Genomic DNA, 7,026 nt, shown 5'->3' with positions numbered 1-7,026 from the left:
AGTACCAGCGTACGGCCCACAGAATGATGTCACGCTGAAAATGCCGGCCTTTGAATGGGTTCATGTGCAGCTCCATCAGCAAAAGGGGATGATAAGTTTATCACCACCGACTATTTGCAACAGTGCCCTTTTTCACGCCCCAATTGGATAAAAATGAAAAATTTCGTAAATTATAATTCTTTAACACTAAAGTTACATGTTACTTATGATTAAAAATCATTTAAATGATACATAATTTCATGAACTTTCAGATTGTAACTTTAGGGTATACTTTAAAGTTACACAAAACATCTATATGAAGACTAAAGTCCAAATTAGTGTTTATGTTGGTTCAATGTATTACATTTCGTATTTTCTATTTGTAACGTAATTTCAGTAATATTATGATTATGTTTTAGAACTTCTAAGGCCTTTTGATAGAGTTGATCTGTATTGCTATTCGGAGCAACCAAATGAGCAGTTAAATGAATATTTCTTGAGGATATAGCCCAGACTTTCAACTGATGAATCCCTTCAACGCCCTCTAGCTTCAATAAATCATTTCTTAACGACTCAATATCAATCTCATCAGGAACTCCTTCAAGCAGAATATGAATACTTTGTTTTAATAAAATCCAAGTTCGAGGTAAGACCCAGAAGCCAATTAACACAGCGATTACGGTATCAACCCACATCCACTGGGTAAAATAAATAACTATTCCTCCGATAATCACGCCTATCGATCCTAGAGCATCACTAAGAACTTCTAAATATGCACCTTTTATATTTAGACTTCCTTCAGCACTAGCAGAAAGGATTTTCATTGAAATCAAATTTATGACCAAACCAATGACCGCGACAATCATCATTCCAACACTTTGAATTTCAGCAGGATTCGTAAAACGTTGATAAGCTTCATATACAATATATATTGCTACCACAAAAAGCATCACCGCATTAAACAGAGCCGCTAAAATTTCAAATCGCTGATAGCCAAAAGTTCTTTTATCATCTGCGGCTTTTTTACCAATTTTGATAGCGGCAAGAGCAATAGCTAAAGCGGCTACATCAGTAAACATATGAGCTGCATCAGATAACAAAGCCAAACTTTGGGTAATAAAAGCAGCGACAACTTCTACTATTAAAAAAGTAGTCGTTAAACCTAAGGCAACCATTAACTTCTTACTATTTTCTTCAGTAACAACCGCATGGCTATGATCATGATGTTCTGACATAAAATATTTTCCTTATTCTATTTATGATGAGCAGAGATATTGGATAACAGCCAATATCTCTGCTGTAAATCGACTAATCTATTGGATTAAGAAACTTTCTTTTCATTTATCCAACGATAAAGCACGGGTAACAGCACCAAAGTTAGTAATGTTGAAGAGATAATCCCGCCAATCACTACGGTTGCCAGTGGCCGTTGAACCTCAGCCCCTGTTCCGGTTGCCAGCGCCATTGGTACAAAACCCAGTGAAGCCACACAAGCTGTCATCAACACTGGTCTTAAGCGCAAAATAGCCCCTTGCCACACGGCTTTATGCACTGGATATTTGTCCCTTAATTCCTTAATAAAGGTCAGCATTACCAGTCCATTGAGGACTGCAACACCAGATAAGGCAATAAAGCCAATTCCAGCTGACATCGATAATGGAATATCCCTTAGCCAAAGGAACAGCACACCACCGGTCAAGGCAAAGGGTACCCCGGTAAAGACCAATAGACTTTCTTTGACATTGTGAAAGACCGCCATCAGTAAAATAAAGATAGTGATTAAAGCCAGTGGAATCACGATTTGCATCCGTGCTTTGGCTGAAGCCAAATTTTCAAACTGACCGCCATATTCTATCCAATAACCACTTGGCAAAGTGTATGCTTTGAGCTGTGTCTGTACATCAGAAACAAAAGACCCTAAATCACGCCCTTCAACATTCGTTGTAACCACAACTCGGCGTTTACCATTTTCTCGACTGACTTGGTTGATTCCTTCAATGGTCGAGACTTGCGCGACATCCGACAATAAAATACTGCCACCATTTGGAAGCTGAATAGGTAACTGGGAAACAGATGCGACACTACGGTCTTGCTCTCCAAGACGGATAACAAAATCAAAACGACGATCGCCTTCTAAAATCTCTCCCACGCTTTGTCCACCAATACTGGTTGCCACAAGGTCTTGAATTGAACGCACACTCAAACCATATTGTGCAGCCAAAGTTTTATTTACCTCGACATTCAGTAATGGCAAACCTGAGGTCTGCTCAACTTTCACGGCACTGCTACCCGATATTTGCTGAATGATTTTGGAGATTTTAGTCGCCTCAGTATTGAGGACATTCATATCATCACCGAAGATTTTCACACCAACATCACTACGCACACCTGAGATCAATTCATTAAATCGGAGTTCAATCGGTTGTGAAAATTCACTATTATTGCCTGGAATCGTGGCTAAATACGTCACCATACGGCCACGTAATTCATCTAAACTTTCTTTAGGATTTGGCCATTCTGAACGAGGCTTTAACATGATATAGCCATCTGAAATATTGGGTGGCATGACATCTGTTGCAACCTCGGCTGTACCCGTTCTGGCAAATACTGCCTTAATTTCAGGGAAACTCTTTAAAAGAAGTTTTTCAGTATTCTCCTGAATACGTAAAGACTCTTCTAAGCCTGTACTTGGTGAACGTAACTGTTGTACCGCAAAGTCTCCTTCACTGAGCTGTGGTGCAAATTCACTGCCGAGTTTGGTACTGATAAATCCCGTAATCACTAATACACACAGTGCAAAAGTCAGCACAACTGCTTTGTATTGATACGAAATATCAAGAGTTTGCTGATATTTAGCTTTTAGCCATAACATCCAACGACTTTCTTTTTCTTGAATATCGCCTTTGACCCACAATGCCACAGCAGCAGGCACAAAGGTGATCGATAAAATAATGGCTGCAACAAGGGCGAGTACCACTGTCAATGCCATCGGATGGAACATTTTTGCTTCCACACCACTTAAAGCAAAAATCGGCAAATACACCACCAAAATAATAAGCTGACCAAAAATAAGAGGACGACGTGCTTGGCGGGCAGCCAGAAAAACTTCCTTAAAGCGTTCACTTTGTGTGAGAGGTCGTTTTAACAGTTGCTGTGTATGGGCTAAACGCCGGATACAGTTTTCGACAATCACCACAGCACCATCGACAATGATGCCGAAATCGAGTGCACCTAAACTCATCAGATTGGCACTGATATTTTTCTGTGCCATCCCGGTTAAGGTAAACAGCATAGAGAGTGGAATGACACAGGCAGTAATCAAGGCAGCACGGATATTCCCTAAAAACAGGAACAGAATGATGATGACCAGGATTGCTCCCTCTACCAAGTTTTTCTGAACGGTTTTAATCGCCTTCTCAACCAAGGTAGTACGGTCGTACACCGTTTCAATCACTACCCCTTTAGGCAAACTATTCTGAATATCTTGAAGCTTGGCATCCACAGCTTTAGAAACAGTCCGGCTATTTCCCCCCATCGCCATCATGGCAATCCCTAAAACGGTTTCTTTGCCGTTATAGGTTGCCCCACCGGTTCTTAAATCATGCCCAATAGAGACTTGCGCAATATCACCAACCCGAATTGGGCTGCCATTTGGGCTACCCAGCATGGTGTTCTCAATATCAGAAAGCCCATTGAATGTACCCGGTACACGTACCGTCAGTTGCTGACCATTGTCTTCAATATAACCTGCACCTCGGTTCTCATTATTTTGCGCTAAAGCCTGTTGCAGTTGTTCTAATGAGATATTCAGTTGCTGCATCCGGTTTAAATCGGGAGAGACCACATAGGTTTTTTCAAAACCACCAATACTGTTGACCTCTGCAACTCCCTTAACACGTTGCAGTTGAGGACGCACAATCCAGTCCTGAATCTCACGTAAATCCATCGGCGTGTATGCAGTTCCATCCGGCTTTTTCGCATTCGGATCTGCCTTCAGTACCCATTGATAAATCTCACCGAGACCCGTAGAAACGGGGGACATCGTCGGTGCGATTTGTGCAGGCAACTCAGATTGCGCCTCCTGTATCCGTTGGTTAATCTGCTGACGGGCCCAATAAATATCAGTCCCATCTTTAAAGACAATGGTGACTTGAGAGAGTCCATAACGGGATATGGAACGGGTAAGCTCCAGATCCGGAATGCCAGCCATGGCATTTTCAATGGGATAGGTAATCCGCTGTTCGACTTCAAGCGCAGTAAAACCCTTGGCTTGAGTATTAATCTGGACTTGGGTATTGGTAATATCGGGTACAGCATCAATCGGGAGTTTCTGATAGCTATACACCCCGACCGCAATCCAGGTACAGACAAAGAGCAACACCCAAATCGCATTTTGTATGGAAAACTGAATGATTCGTTCGAATAAACCTTCTGGTTTTGGCAGATCAGAATTAATGTTCATGGCCTGCCTCGTCTTTTTCTAATTCAGATTTCAACAAGAAACTGCCTTGAGCGATATACTTCTGCCCTTCAGTCAGCCCAGAAATCACTTCAAGCCATTGTCCATCACTTGAAGCCTGCCCCAATTGCACTTTCTGTGCTTTTAAGTGGACTTGACCTTTTTGTTCTGAATCTACGATGAAAATACTGTCTTCACCTTCAATACTTTGCAGCGCAGACTTTTGAATCCGAAGGGCTGATTTTGCTGTAGCTTCCGGAATCAACACTCTCACTAACACATTAGAACGCAACTCAGTAGCTTGCGCATCGAGTTTTGCGCGCACCACCAGACGCCCTGTTTGTACATCTGCCTGAGAGGTTAAGCTTTGTACAGTAGCTTTATAGATTTGATCTGAATCATTCACTTTAAAGTCAATTTTTTGCCCGGCTTGCAGTTGACCTGAGAATTGATTCGGCAAATTAAACTCAAGCCATAAATCTTTCAGCTGTTCAATGACAAAGAGCTGATTAGCCAGTTGCACATTTTCACCGACCACAATATCTTTTTGACTGATCACCCCAGAGATCGGTGCTTTAATCAGAAAACGCCCATTGTTATTGCCACTTGCACCTAATGCATTTAAACGTGCTTGTGAGGACTGGACAGTAATCTGCGCTTGACGGTAGGCATTTTCGGCACGCTGGTAATCCTGTTTGGCAGAAATCCCCTGTGACCAGAGTTGCTGTTCGCGCTGGTAATCTTTACGGGCCAAATCCAGATTCACCTGTGCCATACGCAGATTTGCCTGTTGGTCGATCAGTTCAGGCACGATTAGTACAGCCAGCGTTTGTCCTTTTTGCACGCTCTGTCCTAAAGCCACATTGACCTGCTCGACATGACCACTAAAATTAGGCGATATATGCGCTTGTTGATCGGTATTCACCACCAATTTACCTGGCAGGGTTGTCAGCTTTTCAACCAATCCTGTGGATGCAACAGCAACTTTTAAACCTTGTTCAACCATTTGTTGGCTGGTCAGTTGTATTTCGCCTTCTTCAGCATGTCCTTCTTCAGAACTATCTTCATCAGAATGTTCGGCATTTCCCTCATCATGACCATGCCCCTCAGATTCAGTTTTTTTTGAACTTAACCAAATAACCAGACTGACCAAGACCGTAATCAGAATCAAAATTGCAATCATGAGAGACTGGGATATTTTTCCGTTTTGCTTGGCGTTCATTTTATCGTGCTCCCCCATTGATTAAATTTTGCGATGCTTCGACTGCCTTTTTATTCAGTTGTGTATAGGCATCCGAACGGCTAATTTCTTCATAACTTGTGCCAATACTGAGTGCCTCAGCTGCGAGGGCAGTTTGCCAAGCTTGACGTAGAATTTGTAATTGACCCAATCGAAGATTCTGCAGTTGGGTGGTTGCTTGCTGAACGTCGGTAATGGACAGTTTCCCTGCCTGAAACCCTTGTAAAGTACGGCTCTGAACTTTGGTCGCCAAAGTAACTTGTGCTGTTGTGGCATCGAACTGGCTACGTAAACCTTTGAGCTGATGCATGCTGTTGGCAATATTGAGTATTTGTTGCTTCAGCTCACGCTGCTGCTGTTGGTTCAGCAATATTTGCTGTTGCTGGACCATCGGGATCGCATATTGCTGGCGGTTAAAAATATTCAGTGGAATAGCCACGCCGATTGCCAAAGTCGTATCGTTGCTTTCATTAGGGGTTTTGCTACGTTTCATGCCTACATTTAAAGTCGGATTGGGACGTGCCTGAATTCTTAAATTTTCAATTTGATGATCCGATTGCTGAATGTTCAAGGCATAGAATTTTTCTAGCCACCCTTCAGCAATATACCGTTGCACAGTTTGGAGACTTTGCTCTGGCCAAGGGATAGCGGTTTTATTCAATTGAAGATGTGAAGATGTTTCTCCCCCCCACAAATTAGACAGCTGACGACCGGCAGCTTGTTTATTCAGCATCGCTTGCTGATAAAGTCGTTGGATTTCTAGCGCTTCAATTTGGGTACGCTCAAAATCAACCAGGGCAATACTGCCTGCCTGATAGCGTTTCTGGGCACTGTCCAGATTGGCTTTACTTGTTTTTAACTGTACTGAATAAGCAGACTGCTCAACCTCAGCAAGTGCAAATTGCGACCATGCAAATTTAACAATCAGTTGGCTTTGTGCCTTCCATAATTGCTGTTGCAATTGGATTTGTTGATTCGAGGTATTGGCAATCACCCGGTTCAGCTTACGCTGACCAAATAGATCTAGAGGTTGACTAACGCCAACATTGAATTCCTGTTCTTGACCTGAGCCAAAGCCAGACTGTTCTAAACTTATACTTGGATTCTGCCATAACCGACTTTGCTGAATATTCAATTCAGATATTTGCTGAACTTGTTGCCACAGCTTGTCTTGAGTCTGGTAACTTTGTACTTTTGCTAAAGCGGATTCAAAGCTGGTAACGTTTTCAGCATAGCTATATTGCATAGCCGCTGCACATATACAAGCAACCAAGCTATGACGCAAGAGTATAATTGATTGTGAAGACATGATTTTTCCCACTTATTTAAATAATAAAAGTGGTGGGAA

General features: G+C 42.3%; 4 protein-coding genes. All 4 read right to left on the bottom strand.

Annotated features, from left to right (window positions below; all coding sequences use genetic code 11):
- Nucleotides 1-314 precede the first annotated feature (314 nt).
- Nucleotides 315-1,214, bottom strand: a complete 900-nt coding sequence (locus FTU02_RS15775) for a cation diffusion facilitator family transporter (protein WP_005028603.1) — start codon at nt 1,212-1,214, stop codon at nt 315-317.
- Nucleotides 1,215-1,300: 86 nt separating this feature from the next.
- Nucleotides 1,301-4,441, bottom strand: a complete 3,141-nt coding sequence (locus tag FTU02_RS15770; protein WP_179994455.1) for an efflux RND transporter permease subunit — start codon at nt 4,439-4,441, stop codon at nt 1,301-1,303.
- Nucleotides 4,431-5,660, bottom strand: coding sequence for an efflux RND transporter periplasmic adaptor subunit (locus FTU02_RS15765; protein WP_016658777.1), 1,230 nt, complete (start codon nt 5,658-5,660; stop codon nt 4,431-4,433). The genes FTU02_RS15770 and FTU02_RS15765 overlap by 11 nt, the downstream gene beginning before the upstream one ends.
- 1 nt (nt 5,661) lies before the next feature.
- A complete protein-coding gene (locus FTU02_RS15760; RefSeq protein WP_035269736.1) occupies nt 5,662-6,987 on the bottom strand; it encodes a TolC family protein in 1,326 nt (441 codons plus the stop codon).
- Nucleotides 6,988-7,026 lie beyond the last annotated feature (39 nt).

It is taken from the genome of Acinetobacter sp. YH12045 (assembly GCF_013419925.1).
Classification (GTDB): Bacteria; Pseudomonadota; Gammaproteobacteria; order Pseudomonadales; family Moraxellaceae; genus Acinetobacter; species Acinetobacter amyesii.
Note: the sequence above shows the minus strand (reverse complement) of the source record. Positions and strands in the feature narration are given on the sequence as shown.